Source organism: Rhizobium tibeticum (assembly GCF_900110205.1).
Lineage (GTDB): Bacteria > Pseudomonadota > Alphaproteobacteria > Rhizobiales > Rhizobiaceae > Rhizobium > Rhizobium tibeticum.
In genome coordinates this window covers 1-18368 of sequence record NZ_FOCV01000036.1, presented here as the reverse complement: position 1 = coordinate 18368, position 18368 = coordinate 1, and the positions used below count along the sequence as shown (strand labels likewise).

Genomic DNA, 18368 nt, shown 5'->3' with positions numbered 1-18368 from the left:
GGATATTTTGCGGCCGACACGACTCTTGCTTCGCATTCTCCTTGTTGCAACGCTGGCGGCCGCCGCCGCGAACCTTGCCAGCGCGCAGGCGCCGCAACCGCAGGCTTCGCAACAGCCACAAGCGACCGAGCAGGCGTCTGGTGCTGACAATCCAATCGAGCAGGCCGCGAAGGCAATCGAGAAAGTAAAGCAAGATCTCGTCTCGCTGGAGGACGCCGTCAAGCAGAAGAGCGACGATGACGATGCGCTGGTGGCTCTCGCTGGACAGACCGACGAACTTGGCCGCTCGGTTCTCAACATATCCGTTGGCCTCAGACCGCGGCTCGACCAGATCAAGAGCCGCCTTACCGAGCTAGGCGACCCACCGAAGGAAGGTCAGCCGGCGGAGGCGGAGATCGTCACGACCGAACGCAACGCTCTGACGGCGGAGCGCGCCCAGATCAATGCCGTGACCGGCGATGCCGAAACCCTGTCCGCCTCCATCGGTAAGCTCGGCAACCGCATTGCTGAAACCCGCCGTCAGCTTTTTGCCGCTACCTTGCTGCGGCGTACCGACATCTCGTTTTCCGTTCTCGACGATGCGGCACGCGCCTTCGTCCGGGAAGGCTCGGAGTTCATCCAGGCGCTCAGCAGCTGGCTGGGATTCGTTCTGAAGTTCAAGGCTTTTGCGTTCTTCGCGGCCATCTTCATGTCCCTCGTGACGGCAATGGTGCTCTTGTCTGGCGGCTACCGCATCTTTGGTCGCTACCTTCAGCGTAAGGAGACGGACGAGCAGCCCTCTTATATCAACCGCCTCTCCATCGCTTTCTGGTCGACGCTGATACGGACGTTTGCGCTTGCTGCCCTCTTGGTGACGTCTTACTTCTTCCTCAATAGTTTCAACGTTCTGAGGCCGGATATCGCGCCGATCATCGGCGCGCTCTTCGGATCGATCGGGCTGATTTACTTCGTCAGGCGCTTCACCAATGCAGTGTTCGCACCAAGGGAGCCGCATTGGCGTCTTGTCAGGCTTTCCAACCGCGGTGCGAGCTCCATCGGCGCCTGCCTGCTTGCTATGGCAGTCGTCAATGCGCTTGACTACCTCTTCGGCAGCATCAGCGAAGCGATGGGGTCTCCACTCGTCCTGACCGTCGTCAAGAGCCTGATTGCAGCATTGATCATTGGTTTCATCCTGATCGCAGCGTCTTTCGGCCGACCGATGCTGGCGCGAAACGGAGATCCGGACGCGCCGGGACGCCATTGGCCGCGCGGCATGGCGATCATTCTGCGCGTGCTGGGTGCAGGTCTGATCATAACGGCGTTGACCGGCTATGTCGGGCTTGCGCGCTTCGTCGCGACACAGTTGATTATTACCGGTGCAATCATCGTCACGACCTATATTGGTCTGCTGTCGGGGAGGGCGATTTCGCGCAGCGAAACCTTCGGCGAGACATCGCTTGGTCGCTTCCTCCAAAGGCGCTTCAAGCTTGGTCCGGTCGCCATCGACCAGGCGGGACTGTTGGTCGGCATGTGCATCTCCGCCATCGCGCTGATGGTTGGGATCCCGCTGGTACTGCTCCTGTGGGGCTTCCATATCCAGGATCTTCAACTCATCGCCTATCGCCTTCTCACGGAGGTCAGGCTGGGCGGCATCAGCATCTCGCTGGTCGGGATAATGACCGGTATCCTGCTCTTTGCCGGTGGTTACCTGCTGACGCGCTGGATCCAGCGCTGGCTTGACGGCAACGTCATGGCGCGCAGCCATGTCGACCTTGGCGTTCGAAACTCGGTCAAGACAGGTATCGGCTATCTCGGCGTTGGTCTTGCGACGATTGTCGGCGTTTCCGCCGCGGGCATCGACCTCTCGAGCTTCGCACTCGTCGCCTCTGCACTGTCGGTCGGCATCGGTTTCGGCCTCCAGAACATCGTGTCGAACTTCGTCTCCGGCCTGATCCTGCTGGTCGAGCGGCCATTCAAGGTTGGCGACCACGTGGTCTCCGGGGCTGCTGAAGGTATCGTAAAGCGGATTTCCGTGCGCGCGACCGAAATAGAGACGTTCCGCAAGCAGTCGATCATCGTGCCGAATTCCGAACTGATCAATGCGTCTGTTGGCAACTGGACCCATCGCAACAAGATGGGGCGCTCCGAAATTCCAGTCTCGGTGAGCTATGATTCCGACCCGCAGAAGGTCATGGACATCCTGCTGGAGCTGGTAAACGCCGTGCCCGTGGTTCTGCGCAATCCTGAGCCGCATGTGGAATTCCTCCGTTTCGGGCCGTATTCGCTGGACTTCGAGCTGCGCTTCATGCTTGCCGACATGGGTGACGGCTTGAAAGTCAGGAATGATCTCCGCATCGCGATCCTGAAGCGGTTCAGGGAGGAAAGTATCGAAATACCTCTTCCGCAAAGCGACGTCGTGTTCCATCGACAGCCGGACCAGGTTGGAGCAGCGGCCAACGCAGGCAAGCCGCCGGCAAAGATCGAGGACGTTTCCGAGACGAGCGAATTGGACGCGGAGGCCGGCACGGTGCGCCGGTTGCGCGGCAAGTCGGCGGATGGCAATCTCAAGGGGTAAAGGCGTTGTTCAGCGATCGTTCAGAGCGGTCGCCGTATAACGTCTGCAATCGGGTTTTCGTTGCTGGGGGCAGCAGCGCCGAGACGCTCCAAGGGAGGGCGCATCATCCGCGCCGCACTGTATGGCAAGATTTGCCGTCGTACTGCTTCTTTCGCTCGTGGCCGCAGGCCAAACTCACGCAGCTTCCATTACCAACACCGACAGCGCGGCTGTTGTGATCGTCCTGACTGAGGGCGGCAACAAGATGCAGCTCGTGCTCGATCCCGGCGCATCGGAGACGTTCTGCCCGTCGGGCTGCTTCATCACCGCGCCTGACGGCGACCGGATCGGTCTAGATGGCGGTGAAACGATTGACATCATCAAGGGATCGGCCGTCGTAAAGTGAACGACCTTTCGCTCTGATCGCAATTTCTGTCCACGGATTTTCGGTCAAAGGCCTTTTGCGGCTTGCCTATTTGCATGCAGTCGCGGCAAGCTTTTCCCATGTCGTAAACAGGCATTTGGCAAGCCCGACGTCGCTGCATAGTTCGCAAAGGCGATTTCCGTCGGCGGCATTCGTCGGACAGGTTAGTAGAACAGAGGGTAATTCTCCATGAAGACACATGCGCGCGCAGTGGTCATCGGCGGCGGCGTCGTTGGCGTTTCGACGCTTTATCACCTTGCCAAAAAGGGCTGGGACGATGTCGTCCTGATCGAACGCAAGGAACTGACCTCCGGTTCGACGTGGCATGCCGCCGGCCTGCTGCCTCTGTTCAACATGAGCTACTCGGTCGGCCAGATCCACAAGTACTCCGTTCGATTCTATCAGGAGCTTCAGCAGGAAACGGGCATGAATGTCGGTTTCAGCCAAGTCTCCAACATCCGCCTGGCGCGCACCAAGGATCGCTGGGACGAATACATGTACTATGCCGGCATCGCCGAAACGATCGGCATCAAGGTCAACGTGCTGACGCCGGAGCAGGTCAAGGAAATCTGGCCGCTTTGTGAAACGGACGGCCTTCTCGGCGCGATCCAGCATCCGGACGATGGCTATATCCAGCCGGCCGACCTGACGCAGGCGCTCGCCAAGGGTGCCCGCGACCGCGGCGCCACGATCTACCGCAACACCACGGTCACAGCGATCGAGCAGCAGCCCGACGGTCTCTGGAAGGTGACGACCGACAAGGGCGAGATCACCGCCGAGCATATCGTCAGCTGTACCGGCAACTTCGCCCGCAAAACCGGCGAGATGGTCGGCATCAACATCCCCGTGATCCCCGTCGAACACCAGTACATCGTCACCGAGCCGCATCCGGCTATCCTCGAGCGAAAGGCAAAGGGATTGCCGGAGATGGGGGTCCTGCGCGAATCCGACAGCGCCTGGTACATGCGCGAAGAGAATGGTGGCCTCATTCTCGGCCCTTATGAGCACGGCGCACCGGTCTGTTATGTCAACGGTCCGTCGGACGAGAGCGAATACGAACTCTTCCAGGAAGAGCTCGATCGCCTGATGCCGCATATCGAGACTGCTATCGCCCGTGTTCCCGCTTTCGGTGAAGTCGGCATCAAGAAAGTCTACAACGGCGCCATCGCCTACACGCCTGATGGTAACCCGATCGTTGGTCCCGCACCGGGCCTCAGCAATTTCTGGCTCAACGAGGGGCACTCCTTCGGCATCACCGCAGCCGGCGGCGCCGGTTGGCAGTTGGCGGAATGGATCGTCGACGGCGAGCCGACGGTCGACATGATGGGTGTCGATCCCCGTCGTTTCGGCCCTTACGCAACCGAAGGATATCTCATCGCCAAGAACGAAGAGGCCTACGCGAACGTCTTCACCATGCACTATCCAGACGAAGAGCGGGAGGCTGCGCGTCCTCTGAAGACAACGCCGGTTTACGAGCGTCTGAAGAAGCTGGGCGCCGTCTTCGGTTCTGTCTACGGGTGGGAGCGTGCCAATTGGTTTGCGCCCGAGGGCTACGATCTGCCGAAGGATCAGCTCGGCGTCGGCGCAGATGTCCTTACCAACCATAACCACTCATCGCCTGAAGAAGACGGCCGCATCCTCGAAAGGTGGTCCTTCCGTCGCTCGAACTATTTCGAGCATGTCGGCAACGAAGTCACGAACGTAAGCAAGAATGTCGGCGTGCTTGACATGTCGGCCTTCGCGAAGATGGAGGTCTCCGGCCCTGGAGCGCGCGCCTGGCTCGAATCGATCTTTGCAAACGCCATCCCGAAGAAGCGCGGCCGCATTGCTCTTTGCCACATGCTGACAGTCCACGGCGGCGTACGAGCCGAGTTCACGGTCTACGAATGGGCGCCAAACCGCTTCTATCTCGTCTCCGCAGGCGCCTACGAGGCGCACGACCACGATTACCTGCGCAAGCTGGCGCCGAAGGACGGTTCCGTTCGTCTTCAGCAGATCACCCAGCGGCTCGGCGTGCTTGTGCTGGCGGGCCCGAAGTCACGTGACCTCCTCAAGAAACTCACACGCACGAGCCTTGAGAACAAGGACTTCCCGTGGCTTTCCGGCAAAGAGATCTCGATTGGCGTTGCGAGTGCTCATGCGCTGCGCGTCAATTTCGTCGGCGAGCTTGGCTGGGAGTTACATCACCCGATCGAGATGCAGAACTACATCTTCGATCAGTTGATGGAAGCGGGCGCCGAATTCGGTATCAAGCCCTTCGGTATTCGCGCGATGCTGTCGATGTCGGTCGAAAAGTCCTACCGCCTCATCCCGCGCGAGATGTCGATCGAGTACAATGCCTATGAATCGGCGCTTGATCGCTTCATCAAGCCGGAGAAGGAATTCCTCGGCCGCGACGGTCTGCTGGCCTACAAGGACAAGGGCCTGAAGTGGAACTTCGCGACCCTCGTTGTTGAGACCGGCAACGATGTCGATGCCCGCGGTTCGGAGGCCATCTACAACGAGGCTGGCGAGCTTGTCGGACGTGCGACAAACGGCACGTTCGGCTACCGCATCAACCGCTCGCTTGCGCTGGCCATGCTGCGGCCCGACTACGCCAAGGAGGGCACCAAGCTCAAGATCAAGATCCTCGGGACGACGTATAACGCCACTGTCGTTGGCGAGAGCCCCTTCGATCCAGACAATGCGGCGCTGCGCGCATAGTCTTTTAAGCATGTTTTGAAGAATGTCAGGGCGGCCCTCGTGGCCGCCTTTTTGTTGGTCAGAGAACACGGCCGATTAATACTTATTCAAACCGGGTATTGTACCGATTTGAACCGGGGACAGGAGTTTCATCAAAAGGTTTGGAAATGGCGTTTTTGGGTATTTCGGGAATGCAATATTCCGGAGGCATGTTTGCTGATGCGCGCATTATTCTGGCGGAGGATTCGAACGTATTTACGTCGATGATCGGCAAGCGGCTGAAGGAGCTCTTCGATATCGATGTGGAAATCTGCCGGAGTTTCGAAGAGCTGCAGCTGTCCTACGACAAGTCGACCGACCCGATCACGCTCGCCATCTCCAACATCAACCTGCCAGGCGCGGAGAACGGCGAGGCTCTGGAGTATCTGGTCGACCTCAGCATCCCAACCATCGTCTTTACCGGCACCTTCCAGGAAGGCATGCGCGACAAGCTGATGGCCAAGGACATTGTCGACTACATCCTCAAGGACAATGTCTTCGCCGTCGACCTGCTTGCGGAATCGATCTGCCGATTCCTCACCAATCATCGTCACCACGTTTTGATCGTCGACGATAGCCCGACGGCACGCGCCCTGCTGTCAAGCCGTCTCAAACGCTACAATTTCCGGGTCAGCACAGCCGACAGCGGCGCCAAGGCTCTCGAGATCCTCAAGGCGAACCGTGACATCGGTTTGATGATCACCGACTACAACATGCCCGATATTGATGGATTCGAGCTGACCCGGCGCATCCGCGCCAGCATCGGCTCCCATGAGCTCCGCATCATCGGGGTGTCGTCATCGTCGAACCGGCTGCTGTCGGCGCGCTTCCTCAAGGCTGGCGGCAACGACTTCATGCTGCGACCATTTATCGACGAGGAGTTCTATTGCCGCGTCAACCAGAATCTGGACACGCTGCTGCAAATCCAGTCGATGCGCAAGGAGCGTGCCGTTGCCTGATGCGCTGCCTCCGCCCGACGATGGTAGGCGGAGGCGCTCTCACGCCCTTGAGATCGAGATTTCTGCAATTTCCGGTATTGCCAAGTCTCGATATCTTCTCAGGCGTGTTTGTGTGAGTTATCTTCACATAAGCCGACAAGATGGTCGATTCGGACCGCTGCGGCTTTCTGGGGGATAGGAGTGAATGGCTGTCCGGGAGGATCTCCATCGGGATGGGTCCGGGCCACGCTTTGGTGGCCAGTGGTTACTCCTGGTTGAAGATTCCCGGATGTTCTCCGCCGTTCTGTGCCACCGGCTTCATGCCGAACTGGGGCTGCACGTCAAACCGTGCTCCTCCCTAAAAATGCTCGAAGAGACAATCGCCCAGTCGCCGACTGATTACAGCATGGCGATCGTCGACCTCAATCTGCCGGACGCGCCCTATGGCGAGGCGCTCGACTGCACCATACAGGCTGCTGTCCCGACCATTGTCTTCACCGCCACGTTCGACCTCGATACGCGCAACCGCATCATGGAGCGCAATGTCATCGATTATGTGCTGAAGGACAACGAGTTCGCGCTCGATAACGTTGTTGCCAGCGTCAGACGGGTATTGTCGAATCGGAAGACGCGGGTTCTCGTGGTCGACGATGTCGCTTCCGCGCGCCAGGTCCTTGTCGGGCTGCTCGAGGCGCAGCAATATATGGTCGGCGAAGCCGCATCCGGACCGGAAGCCTTCGCCGCGCTTGAGGCCTACGACGATATCGAGGTTGTCGTCACTGATCATCAAATGCCCGACATCAGCGGTTACGAATTGACACGGCGGATACGGCGGCGCTTCGGCTCTGACAGGCTGCGGATCATCGGGGTCTCATCCTCGAGCGATCGCATGCTTTCTGCGAGCTTTCTGAAGGCCGGCGCATCCGATTTTCTCTACAGGCCGTTCGTCGCCGAAGAACTGCAATGCCGGATCGCCAACAACGTCGAGACCCTGATACAGTTGAAGCAGCTTCGCGCGGCTGCAGCATGCGACTATCTGACGGGGCTCTACAATCGCCGCTATTTCTACGACCTTGGACCGAAGCTGGTGAATGACTGCCTGCGTCACAAGGCTGCGAGCGCCGTTGCGATCCTCGACATCGATCACTTCAAGCGGCTGAACGATACCTATGGGCATGAAATCGGCGATGAAGTCTTGAAGGCGGTCGCCGGCAGGCTGGCGGCGATCTTCGAGGGGAGCGACCATCTGCTTTCGCGCCTCGGCGGCGAAGAGTTTGCGATCCTGTTCCCGATGATGGACTCCATTGCCGCGACCAAGCTGTGCGACGAGATACGGTCGGACATCTCACGCCTGAAGGTGACGGCGGATGATGAAGAGCTTTCCGTCACCGTGTCGATCGGCGTTGCCGAAATTTCCGACTACGAAACCTTCGACAACTATCTAAACGCCGCGGACCAGTTTCTCTATATGGCCAAGCACAAGGGTCGCAATCAGGTCTATTCCGACGCGCGTATGACGGAGGAGGCGGCTCAATAGCCGCCTTGCCATTGTCAGGCTGCGATGGCCTGGCGTGCCGTTGCCATCGTCATCTTGCGCTCGGCTCGCTCCTGCTGCGGCGAGCGGTGGTAGAGTTCGCGATAACACTTAGAAAAATGCGAGGCAGAGACGAAGCCGCATGCGACCGCCACTTCGACCACCGGCATGGACGATTGCACCAGCAGATGGCGGGCGCGATCCAGCCTTATTTCCAGATAGTAGCGGGCCGGCGAGCGCCCCATTTCCTGGCGGAAGAGCCGTTCGATCTGCCGGCGCGACAGATCGACGCCATCGGCGATCTCCAGAAGTGAGAGCGGTTCGGAAAGGTTGCCCTCCATCAGTTCGATGATGGAAAGAACCTTGGCATTCTGGACGCCGAGGCGCGCGCGCAGCGGCAGGCGCTGGCGGTCGTTCGGGCTGCGCACGCGATCGGTCAGATGCTGCTCGCAGACCCGGTTCACCAGCGTTTCGCCGAAATCCTGACCAATCAAATTCAGCATCATGTCCAGCGAAGCAGTGCCGCCAGCACAGGTATAGAGATTGCTGTCCACTTCATAGAGATCGGCGTAGACCTCGGCCTGCGGAAAAGCTTCGGAGAAGCCAGGCAGGTTTTCCCAATGGATCGCACAGCGCTTGCCATTCAGCAGCCCCGCCTGGGCGAGGATATGTGCGCCCGTACAGAGGCTCCCGACGGCGACGCCGCGATTGTAGGATTCGCGCAGCCAAGCGCTGACGGACTTGTTATTGAAGTCTTCGACATCGATGCCGGAACAGACCAGCACCATGCTCGGGCGATGCTCGCCACCGAGGTTGCGGCGCTCGTCGGCAAGCGACGTATTTGCCTCGATACCGATGCCGCAGGAAGAATAGACCTTTTGCCCGTCAACCGAGGTCAGCCGCCACGTGTAGGCCTGGTAGCCGAGCATACGATTGGCGATGCGCAGCGTATCGATTGCCGCTGAAAAAGGCAGCATCGTAAACTGCGGAACCATGAAGAAGACGAGAGAGCGTTGCTTATGCGACATCTTATTCATGAGACAAATCCGTGCTCGAGGTCGAATGCACTATTCGTTGCTTGGAATACGTCGTTTCGATATCCTGAAAGCGACATTCTCATGGATAAATGCGGCCGCAAAGAGCAAATTTGCGACATTGTTGAAATTGACGAAGGTCAAATGACGATCGCTGTCTTCAAAAGTTCAAAAAAGGCGATTTCGGAAAATATATGTGTCTGAAATTCAAGGTTTAATAAGGTGGCCTTAAAGACGAAGAAAGCGGCGCTGCACAAATGCGAGGCGCCGCTTTCACACGGGGAGGAATGTCGGATTCATTACATAACCTTGCGTTCATCCGCGTCATCCGCCGACGGCCAGCCAATGTCCTTGCGCATGTCGAAAGGCATGGATTCGATTTCGCGGGCGGCCTGCCACTGATGCCATGCACGAACCAGCTTGCGGGCGTAGTCGGCAATATGCAGATGGGCTTCGCTTGAAGGCGTCTTGGAGTGCCTAACGGTGATCGTCGTCATGTCCTTTTCCTTTCCTCGGCGAATGACGCTTGTTTCATGCCTAGAATATGGGTGTTTCCATCCCATCAAACAAACGAATAGATTTTATGACTACCATCAGTATTTTTGAATGATGGCGGGCCGCGCTGGTCGCTCCGGTCTAAACATCTATTGTCGGAGGAGAGCCAACCTATTTGCACCGTGTTTGGCATGCATGCAGAGGGAACGCAGCCAGCGGATCCGCAATGGTTGCTCGCTGCATTCTGGAGTTCCGGTTTCAATGAAAGCGCGCCTTAATGTTCGCGTGCTAGTACCGGGACCATAAAAAGGGCTCCTGAGTATGAAATACGCGCGCTTCCGACCGCTTCTCCTCCTCTTCGTTCTTCCTCTTTTCGCTGCGCTCTCGATCTACACTGGGCTCTTCGCAGTCCTGGAGTTTGCCACCGAAAGGAGCGATAAAATCGCAGCCGACCGTCAAAAGCATCTTGCCGAGACGCTCGTTTCGAAAATGCAGGCGGCGGTGGCCCACGACCAGGAGAGTGCGACTGTCTGGGACGATGCGGTTCGCAACGTCAGCGACGGCAATGCGGACTGGATGGAGATGAACCTCGGCAAGTGGATGTTCACCTACTTTCAGCACGACCGCGCTTATGTGATCGCTCCGGATGGTCGCGCAGTCTATGTTTTTGCTTCGGACGAGGCGAATGCGGCGAAAGCGTACCAACAGGTCCGGGATGTCGTGTCGCCGTTGGCGGGCCGGCTGCGCGCAAGGCTCGTTGACGGTGACGACACCGGGATTTCTGACCAAGTCTTGAGTATTGGGGAAAGTGATCTCTCAACCGTCAACAGCCACCCGGCAATCGTCAGCGTGAAGCCGATCGTCTCTGACACCGGGAACGTCAAGCAGAGCCCTTCGGAGATATATTTCCATGTTGCCATTCGTTATCTCGATGGCAGCTTCCTGACGGGGATGTCGAGCGAATATCAGTTTGATGACCTCACCTTTGCCTGGACCAAGGCGCTGCAAGACAAACGGTCTTTCGCGGCAATTGGAAGTGCTGACGGCAAAGAATTCGGATACTTCTCCTGGCGTCCCTTTGAACCAGGGGAAGCTGTCGCCAAGTCAGTTCGCCCGGCTTTGAGCGCTGTCGGACTATCCGTGTTCGTCGCGCTGGCAGGAATGGGGGCGATGATTGGTGCGCGAAACCGGAAGCTACGGCAGAGCAGGGCCGAGCTTGAACATCTCGCTCGGCACGACACCCTCACTGGACTGGCCAACCGGGCGCAGTTTGCTGAGCATTTGGCTACAGCGATCTCAGGGTCCGCCGCGACCCAGTCGAACGCGGTCCTGTTCATGGATCTTGATCGTTTCAAGCAGGTGAATGATACATTGGGGCATCCTGTTGGCGATCAGCTCCTCGTGCTCGTAGCCGACAGGTTGCGCGAGATTTTTGCGGACGGTGTTGTTGGCAGGCTCGGAGGCGATGAGTTTACCGCGGTCATCACGGATGTCACGAACGATCAGATCTCGCAGTCGTGCAGGCGAGTCATCGAATCCATGCGGCGTCCGTTCGAGATCAACGGAACGCCAATCAGCATCGGTGCGAGCATTGGTGTTGTGATTGGTATCGGACCTGATGTTGATCCATCCGACATGACGCGGAAGGCTGACATCGCTCTCTATAATGCGAAGGCGGCGGGTAGGAACCGCTTTGCGATCTTTGGACCCCACATGGACGACTTGGTCCAAGACCGCCGCGAACTTGAATGCGACCTTCGGCTGGCGGTCCAGAATCGCAGAGATCTGGAGGTGCATTTTCAGCCGGTCTACGCTGCCCCGAATGGAGCCTTGTTTGGCGCCGAGGCGCTCCTTCGATGGAAGCACCCCTCAAGAGGTCTTATCAGCCCGGAAGTGTTCATTCCTATTGCCGAAGAGTGCGGCGTCATCGCCCAACTTGGCGATCTTGTTCTTGAGGAGGCCTGCCTGGCGGCCCAGCGTTGGCCGGATCTCGAGATTGCGATCAACGCCTCACCCGTCGAGCTTCGAAGCGAGGCGTATGCGCTCAGGGTCATTGCGGCTTTGAACAATCATGGGATCGACCCGACACGGCTGGAGATCGAAATAACCGAGGGCACGCTTCTCGACAGCGTAGGGGAATGCCAACGGAATATCGAGGCACTTCGCTCCATAGGCGTCCGCTTCGCGCTGGACGATTTTGGCACGGGCTTCTCCTCCTTCGGTCGCCTACAGTATATCGCAGTCGATCGTATCAAGATCGACAAAAGCTTCGTGGACGGCTTCGGCAGCCAAGAGGCTGACAACCGAGCTATCGTCGAGGCGATGATAAGGCTGGCAAGGGCCAAGGGGCTGAAGACAACTGCGGAAGGAGTGGAGACCGAAGAGCAGCGCGCCATCCTCAAAGAACTCGGTTGCGATCATCTGCAAGGGTACCTCTTGTCGAAGCCCATGCCCAAGGAAGCATTCGACATGATGGTTGGGGCAAATGTCATTGATTTGCAGGCGAAGCGATAAGTTGACATGCGCGCCTGGAGAAGCACGCGAGCCAAACAGGGCGCCCATCCAGCGGTTCGTGGCGCACAGCGCGATCGGCAACAAGTGCCAATTTCGCGGATGAGCGGCTCATCGGTCCTTTGCCAAGTTGAGCTCAAACCCTGAAAATTCGGCTCCGCTGACCTGGGATGGGGCAGCTTCGAGACGAGTACGAGGAGTTCTCGAATGCGCCCGCAGTTGCTACGGGCTTGCAATGGGTCCGGCCACGCCAGCTTCGAGACGAGACGCTTGCGATCCGATCACCATCCTGTTTCCGCGCCAATCGAAGCTCCCGGCCATCCAGCTCCTCAACCAGATGATTGGGAGCAGGGCATCGCGCGTGACCATTGCGACGAGCGACAGCGGGGATAGGTACCAATTCTTGCGGGCTGCAAGAATAAGTTCTGGTGCGTAGGCGGCGCATAAAACCGCGAAGGCTGCTACGAAAAGACTGGCCCCGGAAATAAGCGCAGCGCTCATGCATAGAAATAGAGGCGGAACCACGCCAAGCAGTATTTCCGGCGCGAAGAAATGAAGGAAGGTGACGCGTCTCAACCGCGCCCAACGGCACTGTCTGGCCCACACGTCGCGGAAGGTTCTTCTTCCCAGGGGCTGCTCGAACGGCCCGGCGACGAGATGGACCTTAAGGCCCATCATGTTCACAAGTTTTGTAGCGGCGGCATCTTCTGCGATTTCAGCCGCAAGTGCTTGGATGCCGCCGTGGGCGTCGAGGGTTTTCTTGTGCCATAGCATGCTCTTGCCTTGCGCGAAGCCGAATCCAAGGGCCTCTCCCGCATATTGCCAACGCGCTTGATGCGTGTTGAGAAACGCGCATTCGACCTCCGCCCAAAATCCGTTCGGACGGGAGCCAAGTGGGGTAGAGCAGACAAGCCCGCTATCAGGCCGCCATGCAGCCATCAGGCGTGCGAGATAGTCCGTGGGCATCAAGACGTTGGAATCGGCAAGAACCACCCACCCATGCGACGCCGCGTTCCAGCCCTTGACGCAATTGTTGAGTTTCGGATTTGCGCTGATGCGATCATCCCCCACGAAAATCTTCGCCTTTGTCAGCGGTTTTTTTCGGAGCGCCTCCTCAGCCAGGCAAACAACCGGATCGGTCTTGTCGGCAACGCAGAAGATGATTTCGTAATCGGGCCAGTCCAGGCTCAGTGCGCTTTCGAGTGTCTCTCGCGAAAACTGTTCCACCCCGCAAAGCGGTACCACGACTGACACAGGCGGCCGCGCGGGGACGCTAGGCGTTTCGTCTTGGCGCGATCGAATCCGCCATCCCGCGATCATAAGGCTGAGGGTATTGGCTGCCAGTAAGGCACCGGCGAGGGCAATGATATACAGCATCAGTCATTCCAGCGGTGAACAGCGCCGGAATGAAAACGAGTCTCAGCGCCCGGTGCGTTAAGACATCACCGTCACATGACGCGCTGATGACATCTGCCCGGGCGGCGACGTCAAAGCCCATGGGCAGGACTGTCCGACCAGGTGTCTGGCGCCTGCTGCGATGCCGACGCCGACCGACCTAGCTCAATGTTTTCTCCTCAGAGCCCTCTGAATCTTCACCACCTCACCCTTCATCAAGATCAGAAAGTGCTTCCTGTCGAGGCGATTGGCGACCTCGCCATCCACCGTCATGTAGTCGGTTCTAGGGCTGGAGATGGCTTCATCGGCAACCCTGATCTGTTCAATGACGATGCAGGGATTTCCAGCGTCACCCGTGCATTTGAACCGCCGCGTCTCCTGGTACTGTGACATCGCTACCCTCCTGGCTGAGGGCAAGCATCATCGTTTCCGAAGCCGCGATTTCAAGTTCTATTTTAGTTGATGCTGAATTATCCGAAGGGTGAATGTCGTGCGCGAGATGACGGGAAGAGCCCGGTGCTGGTTTGGACAGCGCCGGGCTTATGTGACTGCAGTTGAGGGACATGCAGCCGGTGCAACGACAAAGGGTTGCGTTGCATAGAAAGAACGCCGCTCAGCGTTGAATGTTCCAGGACACGGCCCATCGGTGCGTTGTCGACGATAGGCGGTCGTTTTGGTGCCAGGGAAAGAGCGGGGTGAGAGCTTGTCAGGTCTAGCCTCGCGCCTCGGCGGTGAACACGAGCGCCGACATCCGGCCTTCGATCGGACCTTTTCCAAAGATCTGTTCAAGGATCTCGGTTACTCGTGCCAGGACATCGACCTTCGGTTCGCGTGCTTCGATTTCCATGCGGAGCGGACTGCCCTTGCAGAAGGCGGTCGCCGCGTCCCTTGCCGAGGATGCACGGGCAGTCTTTTCGACCTTTGCAAAGGTCGCCGAGCGGAAGCCGGCCCGCTCGATTTCAGATAGGATAGCCTCGGCATCAAAGTAGCCGTGCGGTGTCCGCCGGAAGAAATCCGGCGGATCGTCTGGAAACAGTGCATCCGTCGCGGCCTTGACAGCCTTTGCGAAATCGTTGTTCTCGACGGCGTCCCAGGTGTTGAAGAGGAGCGTCCCCTTCGGCCTCAGCACGCGCAGGATTTCGCGGTAGGCGCGGTGCTTGTCGGGAAAGAACATGACGCCGAACTGGCTTGTGACAGCGTCAAAGATCTGATCGGGGAAGGGCAGGCTCAACGCGTCGGCCTGTCGCCATGCGACATGCCCTCCGGAATGTCTCAACGCGGCGACATCCAGCATGGCCTGGTTCAAATCGGTGGCGATGATTTCGGCGTGCGGAAGCGCCGACGATATCGCACGCGTCAGGGCGCCGGACCCCGCTGCGACTTCGAGAACGCGGTGCGGATGAAGCAGCGCCAAGCGCTGCGCCAGATCGGCCGCATAAGGGTCAAACAGGATCGGCACCAGGTACCGATCATAGGCTGCAGGGATATCACCTTGGAAACACGCGTCATTCATCGCCATGGTCGTTCCGCTCCGTAGCCGCGCCCCGGAGCGTATATTAGAACCTTTCACCGCGTCTTTGAAGGTGCAAGGATATAAGCTGCCTCCTCAGCAAGGGGGTGTCATACCCAAAGCTCGCAGACCGAGGTCATCGGCGAGATGTCTCGGCAGTCGCGCCAACTGATCTCGCGTTCGATTGCGTGCCTGACGTGTGATCTGACGCGATCTGAATGCGTAGAAGATGTCGAAGATTGCATTGAGAGTGCTCATCGCGGCCTCCTTTCATCAGTACTAGCCGCTACGATCGAAGGGTATTGCCCGGTTGACTTTCAATCAAACAAAATGATAGGGAATTCAAATTCAGAAAAATTGAAAGATGCGACGATGAGCATTCCCTTTCGCCGTCCCATTCCCTTGCTTGATAACGACGTGCTGCGCACGTTTGTTGCCATCGCAGAGACCGGCAATTTTTCCACGGCCGCCGAGGCTGTCTATCGGACACCATCGGCCGTCTCCATGCAGATCAAGAAGCTGGAGGAACAGCTCGGTGCCACGCTCTTCCTGCGGGATGCGCGGTCGGTCAGCCTGACCCAGCATGGCGAACTGCTGCTTTCCTATGCGCGAAACATGCTTGCTTTGTCGAACGAGGCGGTTTCGCGATTCATTATGCCCGAGCTCAGCGGCGTCGTGCGGCTTGGCGCACCGGAGGATATCGGCGAACGACTGCTGCCGAGCATCCTGAAAAGCTTCGCCGAGAGTTTCCCGAGCATCATGGTCGATGTCACCATCGACATGAGCATCGGCCTCAAGAAGCGCATGGAAGAGCAGCGGCTGGACCTGGCACTGATCAATTGCGCGACGCGTCCCCTGCCGACGGATGGCGAGATCGTTTTTCGCGAGCGGCTGATATGGGCCGGCGCCAAGTGCGGTACGGCGCACCGCCGCGATCCGCTGCCGATCTCGATCTGGGAGGATGGCTGCATCTGGCGCTCCGAGGCACTGTCTCAACTTGAGCGCATGAAGCGCGGTTATCGTGTCGCCTTCCTCAGCGGCCACACGATGGCCCAGCGAGCGGCGGTGGTTTCCGACCTGGCGATCGCACCGTTGCCGCGCTCCTATGTCACCGATGAGATGACAATCCTCGGCGTGCAGGAGGGGTTGCCTGAACTCGGCTCCTTCGACATCAGGCTCCTCACTGCGTCGCAGATGAATGGCCCGATGCGGGCAGTGGCTGAAAGCATCCGCTTTGCCTTTGCGGAAAAAGCCAAGGCCGTTGCTGCTTGACAAGTTTGCGGTGACCTCTTTTCTTCCTTCGGCGTTTAACGCGCACGGCGGCTGTCGCCGCGCCCTGGATGGTTGAGAAAGAGGATTTCGCAATGATTACAATGGCCAAAATCGGCTCCGCCCTCGCAATTCTGCTCGTGCTTTCCTCGTGTGGGAATACGATCCGCGGCATCGGTCGCGATACGGCAAATGCCGTGAACGCGACTCAGGATGCGGGCCGTTCGGTCGGCCGCGCGGCGACGCGGTAATACGCCATCAGATCGCTGCCGGCGGGTAGGCCTTTTCCAGCCCGCCGGTACGCAAAAGCCCGGCCCGCAACGCCACATAGGCCGGATCCTGGCTTGATTTCGCGGCCTCCATGAGACGAATCTGCAAGCGGGCCGGCGCCGCCTCGCCAATCCATTTCCCAAGATTCTCGAGTTTCAGCGTGTTCACAAACCGTGAGCTCGCCGCGTTGTTCAGGTGGCGGTAAAGACCATCGATGACGTTCTCGTCCTGTGCCGCATTCTCCATCAGCAGGACGACGTGGGATTTCGCCTGTTCGTCAAGGCCGTGCGAGGTCCTATCGAGAAAGACGCATCGGCAGGCGAGGGATTGCCTTGCTCGCCTTAAAGCCCAGCCTTGACCTTCTGGACGACATCGGCGGGAACCCATTTGGTCCACAGGGCGGCATAATTCTGGAGGAAGTAGATCGCGGCGTCCTCGTTGCTCTTGTGGTTCTCATCCTGCCAGGCAAGCACTTCGTTGATCGTCGTGTTGTCCCAGGAGCGGAGCTTCAGGTAATCCATGGCCGGTCCGGCTCGCTCGGCGAAGGCTTTAGTCACGATCGTGTAAGCCCGGGAGACGGGATAGGAATTCACCTGCGGCCGAGCGCAGCCGGGGACCGATGTGCATTTGTCCCATTCGGCCTTGTCATGAGCCACGCCGAAGCTCAGGCGCGTCATGTCGTATTTTCCGAGGATGGCGGTCGGGGCCCAGTAGTAGCCAAGCCAGCCGGTTTTTTTCTGGAATGCATCCGCGATGGAATCATCGAGGTCCTGCGGGCTGCCGGTTTCGATAAGCTGAAACCCGTCCCTCTCGGCGCCCAGCGCACGGAACAGATTTGACGTGGAAATCTGGCAACTCCAGCCGACGGGACAACTATAGACCGCGCCCTGTGATGAATTGCCCGGCGCCGGGAAGAGTTCAGGGTGCTTGAGGGCATCCTCTACGCTGCGGATATCCGGATTGGCATCGGCGATGAATTTCGGAATCCACCAGCCCTCGACAGCGCCCTCCGAGAGGATTTCAGCCGCCTGGATCAGCTTGCCTTCCTTGACCGCGCTATCGAGTTCGGTACGCACCGAGTTGATCCAGAACTCGGAAGCGATATCCGGCTCACCTTTTCCGTTCATCGACAGGAACGTCGGTATCGTGTCGCCCGGGACGATCCTAACCGAGCAGCCGTAACCCTTCTCGAGAATGAATTTATCGAAGTTGGCGGCAATGCCGGCCGAAGCCCATTTCATTTCAGCAACGGTAACGTTGCCGCATTCGGCAGCCTGCGCAGTCGCGGCGGCTGCACAAACTCCCGCGGCGAGCAGGATTGACGTGCAGAGAAGTCTCATCTTGCGCTCCCATTCTTGCTGCCGCGGCCACAACCTAGCACTACTTTGGCAGAATTGATTTTGGGGTCATTTGGAACCTGATACGGCAGTGTGGACATCGTTGTGGTGGATGGTGGTTTGAGAGCGCGGCTATGACGGCGCGCCGGATAGCTGGCAGCGTTGGTTTAGGCGGGCCGGGCCTGTTCCTTTTTTTCCCGCTTTGCCTTGGATAGGCGCTGATGCTGCAGGAAGGCATAAGCGATCATCGTCATCAGTGCGTGTCGATGGAGGCCTTGCCATGATCGGCCTTCGAAGTGATCGAGGCCGAGTTCTTCCTTCATCTGCTGATGAGCCTGCTCGCAGACCCAACGCGCTTTAATGGCCGCCGCGAGTTGTTTCAATGTCGCCGCGGCCG

15 protein-coding genes and 1 pseudogene are annotated in these 18368 nt (G+C 58.5%); 8 read left to right on the top strand and 8 right to left on the bottom strand.

What is annotated here, in order from left to right:
- Window positions 1-7: 7 nt before the first annotated feature.
- From BSG20_RS28185 to BSG20_RS28165, 5 genes are all read left to right on the top strand, one after another.
- Window positions 8-2554, top strand: a complete 2547-nt coding sequence (locus tag BSG20_RS28185; RefSeq protein ID WP_072380677.1) for a mechanosensitive ion channel family protein — start codon at window positions 8-10, stop codon at window positions 2552-2554.
- Between the two features lie 121 nt (window positions 2555-2675).
- Window positions 2676-2939 (top strand): hypothetical protein, encoded by a 264-nt coding sequence (locus tag BSG20_RS28180; protein ID WP_037123745.1) that lies wholly within the window; start codon window positions 2676-2678, stop codon window positions 2937-2939.
- Between the two features lie 207 nt (window positions 2940-3146).
- A complete protein-coding gene (locus BSG20_RS28175) occupies window positions 3147-5660 on the top strand; it encodes a GcvT family protein (RefSeq protein ID WP_072380675.1) in 2514 nt (837 codons plus the stop codon).
- A 146-nt stretch (window positions 5661-5806) separates the two neighbouring features.
- A complete protein-coding gene (locus tag BSG20_RS28170; RefSeq protein WP_024314078.1) occupies window positions 5807-6637 on the top strand; it encodes a response regulator in 831 nt (276 codons plus the stop codon).
- A 184-nt stretch (window positions 6638-6821) separates the two neighbouring features.
- The gene (locus tag BSG20_RS28165) at window positions 6822-8153 is read left to right on the top strand and encodes a diguanylate cyclase (protein WP_072380673.1); all 1332 of its coding nucleotides are present in this window, start codon (window positions 6822-6824) and stop codon (window positions 8151-8153) included.
- Window positions 8154-8167: 14 nt separating this feature from the next.
- Here the strand turns inward: BSG20_RS28165 and BSG20_RS28160 are convergent, their stop codons facing one another.
- Window positions 8168-9187: a GlxA family transcriptional regulator gene (locus tag BSG20_RS28160; RefSeq protein ID WP_007788400.1), complete on the bottom strand. Its 1020-nt coding sequence runs from the start codon at window positions 9185-9187 to the stop codon at window positions 8168-8170.
- A gap of 296 nt (window positions 9188-9483) precedes the next feature.
- Window positions 9484-9681, bottom strand: a complete 198-nt coding sequence (locus BSG20_RS28155) for a hypothetical protein (RefSeq protein WP_072380671.1) — start codon at window positions 9679-9681, stop codon at window positions 9484-9486.
- Between the two features lie 319 nt (window positions 9682-10000).
- Here BSG20_RS28155 and BSG20_RS28150 point away from each other — a divergent pair, with 319 nt between their 5' ends.
- Window positions 10001-12193, top strand: a complete 2193-nt coding sequence (locus tag BSG20_RS28150) for a putative bifunctional diguanylate cyclase/phosphodiesterase (RefSeq protein ID WP_072380669.1) — start codon at window positions 10001-10003, stop codon at window positions 12191-12193.
- Between the two features lie 219 nt (window positions 12194-12412).
- Here BSG20_RS28150 and BSG20_RS28145 read toward each other — a convergent pair whose 3' ends face one another.
- From BSG20_RS28145 to BSG20_RS28135, 3 genes are all read right to left on the bottom strand, one after another.
- The gene (locus BSG20_RS28145; protein ID WP_072380667.1) at window positions 12413-13567 is read right to left on the bottom strand and encodes a glycosyltransferase; all 1155 of its coding nucleotides are present in this window, start codon (window positions 13565-13567) and stop codon (window positions 12413-12415) included.
- A gap of 183 nt (window positions 13568-13750) precedes the next feature.
- Window positions 13751-13978 (bottom strand): hypothetical protein, encoded by a 228-nt coding sequence (locus tag BSG20_RS28140; protein WP_072380665.1) that lies wholly within the window; start codon window positions 13976-13978, stop codon window positions 13751-13753.
- A 319-nt stretch (window positions 13979-14297) separates the two neighbouring features.
- A complete protein-coding gene (locus BSG20_RS28135) occupies window positions 14298-15104 on the bottom strand; it encodes a class I SAM-dependent methyltransferase (protein WP_072380663.1) in 807 nt (268 codons plus the stop codon).
- Between the two features lie 321 nt (window positions 15105-15425).
- Here BSG20_RS28135 and BSG20_RS28130 point away from each other — a divergent pair, with 321 nt between their 5' ends.
- Together BSG20_RS28130 and BSG20_RS28125 are read left to right on the top strand one after the other, a co-directional pair.
- A complete protein-coding gene (locus BSG20_RS28130) occupies window positions 15426-16367 on the top strand; it encodes a LysR family transcriptional regulator (protein WP_420884130.1) in 942 nt (313 codons plus the stop codon).
- A gap of 92 nt (window positions 16368-16459) precedes the next feature.
- Window positions 16460-16615, top strand: a complete 156-nt coding sequence (locus BSG20_RS28125) for an entericidin domain-containing protein (protein WP_072380743.1) — start codon at window positions 16460-16462, stop codon at window positions 16613-16615.
- Between the two features lie 7 nt (window positions 16616-16622).
- Here BSG20_RS28125 and BSG20_RS28120 read toward each other — a convergent pair.
- From BSG20_RS28120 to BSG20_RS28110, 3 genes and pseudogenes are all read right to left on the bottom strand, one after another.
- A pseudogene (locus tag BSG20_RS28120) lies at window positions 16623-16916 on the bottom strand (hypothetical protein); the annotation flags it as partial.
- A 59-nt stretch (window positions 16917-16975) separates the two neighbouring features.
- Complete coding sequence (locus BSG20_RS28115) at window positions 16976-17974, bottom strand: glycine betaine ABC transporter substrate-binding protein (RefSeq protein ID WP_072380741.1); 999 nt, start codon at window positions 17972-17974, stop codon at window positions 16976-16978.
- Between the two features lie 164 nt (window positions 17975-18138).
- The coding region (locus BSG20_RS28110; protein ID WP_177309901.1) for a transposase at window positions 18139-18368 on the bottom strand (230 nt) is incomplete at its 5' end.

Excerpts from the sequence above, each read along its gene's own strand:
- BSG20_RS28180 (WP_037123745.1), top strand. The coding sequence starts at position 2,676 with ATGGCAAGATTTGCCGTCGTACTGCTTCTTTCGCTCGTGGCCGCAGGC.
- BSG20_RS28150 (WP_072380669.1), top strand. The coding sequence starts at position 10,001 with ATGAAATACGCGCGCTTCCGACCGCTTCTCCTCCTCTTCGTTCTTCCT.
- BSG20_RS28155 (WP_072380671.1), bottom strand. The coding sequence starts at position 9,681 with ATGACGACGATCACCGTTAGGCACTCCAAGACGCCTTCAAGCGAAGCC.
- BSG20_RS28125 (WP_072380743.1), top strand. The coding sequence starts at position 16,460 with ATGATTACAATGGCCAAAATCGGCTCCGCCCTCGCAATTCTGCTCGTG.
- BSG20_RS28160 (WP_007788400.1), bottom strand. The coding sequence starts at position 9,187 with ATGAATAAGATGTCGCATAAGCAACGCTCTCTCGTCTTCTTCATGGTT.
- BSG20_RS28135 (WP_072380663.1), bottom strand. The coding sequence starts at position 15,104 with ATGGCGATGAATGACGCGTGTTTCCAAGGTGATATCCCTGCAGCCTAT.
- BSG20_RS28115 (WP_072380741.1), bottom strand. The coding sequence starts at position 17,974 with ATGAGACTTCTCTGCACGTCAATCCTGCTCGCCGCGGGAGTTTGTGCA.
- BSG20_RS28145 (WP_072380667.1), bottom strand. The coding sequence starts at position 13,567 with ATGCTGTATATCATTGCCCTCGCCGGTGCCTTACTGGCAGCCAATACC.
- BSG20_RS28140 (WP_072380665.1), bottom strand. The coding sequence starts at position 13,978 with ATGTCACAGTACCAGGAGACGCGGCGGTTCAAATGCACGGGTGACGCT.
- BSG20_RS28175 (WP_072380675.1), top strand. The coding sequence starts at position 3,147 with ATGAAGACACATGCGCGCGCAGTGGTCATCGGCGGCGGCGTCGTTGGC.
- BSG20_RS28165 (WP_072380673.1), top strand. The coding sequence starts at position 6,822 with ATGGCTGTCCGGGAGGATCTCCATCGGGATGGGTCCGGGCCACGCTTT.
- BSG20_RS28170 (WP_024314078.1), top strand. The coding sequence starts at position 5,807 with ATGGCGTTTTTGGGTATTTCGGGAATGCAATATTCCGGAGGCATGTTT.
- BSG20_RS28130 (WP_420884130.1), top strand. The coding sequence starts at position 15,426 with ATGATAGGGAATTCAAATTCAGAAAAATTGAAAGATGCGACGATGAGC.